4 protein-coding genes are annotated in these 2,638 nt (G+C 63.9%); 3 read left to right on the forward strand and 1 reads right to left on the reverse strand.

Going from position 1 to position 2,638, the window contains the following annotated elements; translation table 11 throughout:
* Positions 1 to 27 precede the first annotated feature (27 nt).
* From TA3x_RS10965 to TA3x_RS10975, 3 genes are all read left to right on the forward strand, one after another.
* Positions 28 to 321 (forward strand): biotin/lipoyl-containing protein, encoded by a 294-nt coding sequence (locus TA3x_RS10965; RefSeq protein WP_435021116.1) that lies wholly within the window; start codon positions 28 to 30, stop codon positions 319 to 321.
* Positions 318 to 779, forward strand: a complete 462-nt coding sequence (locus TA3x_RS10970; protein WP_435021118.1) for a bis(5'-nucleosyl)-tetraphosphatase — start codon at positions 318 to 320, stop codon at positions 777 to 779. Before TA3x_RS10965 ends, TA3x_RS10970 begins: the two co-directional genes overlap by 4 nt.
* Before the next feature lie 137 nt (positions 780 to 916).
* Positions 917 to 1,450: an NUDIX hydrolase gene (locus tag TA3x_RS10975; protein WP_435021120.1), complete on the forward strand. Its 534-nt coding sequence runs from the start codon at positions 917 to 919 to the stop codon at positions 1,448 to 1,450.
* Positions 1,451 to 1,459: 9 nt separating this feature from the next.
* Here the strand turns inward: TA3x_RS10975 and TA3x_RS10980 are convergent, their stop codons facing one another.
* Positions 1,460 to 2,476, reverse strand: a complete 1,017-nt coding sequence (locus TA3x_RS10980) for an STAS-like domain-containing protein (RefSeq protein ID WP_435021122.1) — start codon at positions 2,474 to 2,476, stop codon at positions 1,460 to 1,462.
* Positions 2,477 to 2,638: the final 162 nt, after the last annotated feature.

Genomic DNA, 2,638 nt, shown 5'->3' on the forward strand with positions numbered 1-2,638 from the left:
CCCACAGTCCGATCGACGGGGTTCGCCATGCGTTTGGAGGCAGTAGTCCTGCCCGAACTGGGGACCGGTCCGCACGTCCCGATCGTGGTCAGCCACTGGTTCGCCGGGCGCGGAGATCGGGTCTGGGAAGGGGATCGGCTGGTCGAGGTCCTGGTCGGCCCGGCCACGTTCGACGTCCCGGCCCCCTCGTCGGGCCGATTGGCGGCGATCCACGGCCGCGAGGATGACCTGGTGACGGCCGGCATGGTGCTGGGCCTGGTGGCCGTGAGCGAGGAAGGCGACCCCGATGGCGACGAGCCGCCGGACACCCCCGCGTCATGACCGCCATCCACGAAAACTCCGCCGGCGTGATCCCCTACCGGCGGACCGAGGACCGGGGCCGGCTTTATCTGGTCCTCCACTCCGCCACGGTGCGGAACCCCCGCGCCAAGTGGGAGTTCCCCAAGGGGGGCATGGAGGCCGGCGAGACCACCCGCGACACGGCCGGCCGCGAGTTTCACGAGGAAACCGGCCTGGTCGACTGGGAGTTCCGCGAGGGCTTCGAGCGGAGCCTCACCTATACCTACGTCCGCCGCGGCCGCAAGGTCCTCAAGACGGTCACCTACTACCTGGTCGAGGTCCTGAGCGACGCTCCGCCGATCCAGTCGATCGAGCACGTCGAGGACGCCTCCGGCCACTGGTTCCGCTGGGGCACGTTCGACGAGATCACCCGCCTCCTCTACCACGCCAAGATCCGCCAGGTCTTCGCCGAGGCCGACCAGTGGATCGACGGCGGCTGAGCCCCGGCCCGGCGTTGGGTTCGTTTCGCGAAAGTCCCGGGCGACCGTCGTTGGGTTCGTTTTGGCCGACTCACCGGGCGGCCCGACCGGGCGATTGGGCTCGTTTTGGCGATCATCCCAACGAGGTGAGGTGCCGCGTGGACCAGAAACTCGAAGTCATCGGCGAAGGGAAGCACCTCCGGCTGGTCCGCAAGGACGGCTGGGAATACGCCGAGCGGGCCCGCCCCGTCCGGGCCGTCTTCATCGCCGCCGTCACCGACGACGCCAAGCTCGTCCTGACCCATGAATACCGGGTCCCCGTGAACAGCATCGTCATCGGCTTCCCCGCCGGCCTCGTCGGCGACACCGAGGGGGATGAGGACGAGGAACTGGAGACCGCCACCCGCCGGGAACTGATCGAGGAGGCCGGCTTCGAGCCCGGCCATGTCGAGTTCCTGACCCGGGGCCCCACCTCCTCCGGCATGGTTGACGAGATCATCGCGATCATGCTGGCGACCCAACTGCGACGCGTCGGGGCCGGCGGCGGCATCGGCTCGGAGTCGATCCGGGTGGAGGAAGTCTCCCTGGCCGAGGTCGACGCCTGGCTGCGGGCGCGGGTCGCGGAAGGCGCCCTGGTCGACCCCAAGGTCTATACGGGGTTGTACTTCCTGCGGACGAATGGGGTCATTTAACCGCAGGGTTCAGTCTTCGGATTGGGCTCTCTTGATCATCTTTTCGATCTGGTCGCTCGTGTGGATCGCGATGATCCTCGTGTCGGGGTGGGACCTTCGATAGACGCGGAAGATCTCGTCAGCGAACGCCTGACCGACCGAATCGACCCCCTTGAAATCCAGGAGGACCTCGTCGAATCGGTCGAACCGATCCAGGACCCGCTTGGCCTGCGATCGCGAGACGAGCAACTCCTCCCCGTATTTGGCGAGCTTCAGGGGGACGTGGGTCTTCTTGAAGCCATAATCGACGTCGGCGAAGCGGTCGAAGACTTCGCGGGTCGTCCGAGTTGAATTGGTCGCGATCGACATCTTCACGAAGGTTCCCCCTGATGGATCGGGCGAGGTCTCGATCAGCCAATCGTCCTTCTCGGCGTTCCGGATATAAAAGAGCCCATCGGCCAAGATGATGAACTCGTCCAGCATCCTCGATGTGAAGAAAATCCCCTGGCCGGAATGATTCTTCGAGTCGGTCGTCAGGCCGCCCTTGGAAAGTTCCAGGATGGCCTCGCGGTGGTCGCGCAGGCCTTTGAAGGCCCGGATCTTCTCGAAGATCCCAACCCCGTCGTCGATGACGGTGATCGAGATTTTCGCCGGATTTGATTCCAGAACCACCAAGGCTTCGGTCCCGCCCGAATGATCGATGACGTTGTTGAACATCTCGGTGAACGCATATTGCAGGATGCCGTAGACGTTCTCTTTGATCCCCACGATGTTCGGGGCGACGTATTCCCGCCAGACGACGTCCTCCTCGCGGAACTCTTTCAGGGGGAACGCGAACCGCTTCCGGATCACCTTGAGGGAGTAAGAACGACTGCGGGTCGTGCCCGATGATTCGAGGATCCCATCCTCGACGAGGATCTTGATGTGACGATTAGCCGCCTGGCGACTGATGGCGAATTCCTGCGCGACCAGGTTCGCCAGATCGTTCGGATGCTCACCGACCTGCTCGATGATGAACTGGCGAATCAGTTCGCTTCGGAGTTTCACGGCAGCCTCGCATTGGCCTCGACATCATCGGTCTACCAAAGGTGGCCGCCACCACAGGGATTGTCAACTTTTCCTCGTGATATTGGAAACATTGGCCGCCTCTATGAGGCGGGTAGATCATGAGGACCCGAGAATTGCGATCTGCTCACTTCGGGCCGGGGC

This window comes from Tundrisphaera macrotermitis (genome assembly GCF_051175315.1).
Classification (GTDB): Bacteria; Planctomycetota; Planctomycetia; order Isosphaerales; family Isosphaeraceae; genus Tundrisphaera.

Coding starts and splice junctions, on each gene's coding strand:
- TA3x_RS10965 (WP_435021116.1), top strand. CDS start 28: ATGCGTTTGGAGGCAGTAGTCCTGCCCGAACTGGGGACCGGTCCGCAC.
- TA3x_RS10970 (WP_435021118.1), top strand. CDS start 318: ATGACCGCCATCCACGAAAACTCCGCCGGCGTGATCCCCTACCGGCGG.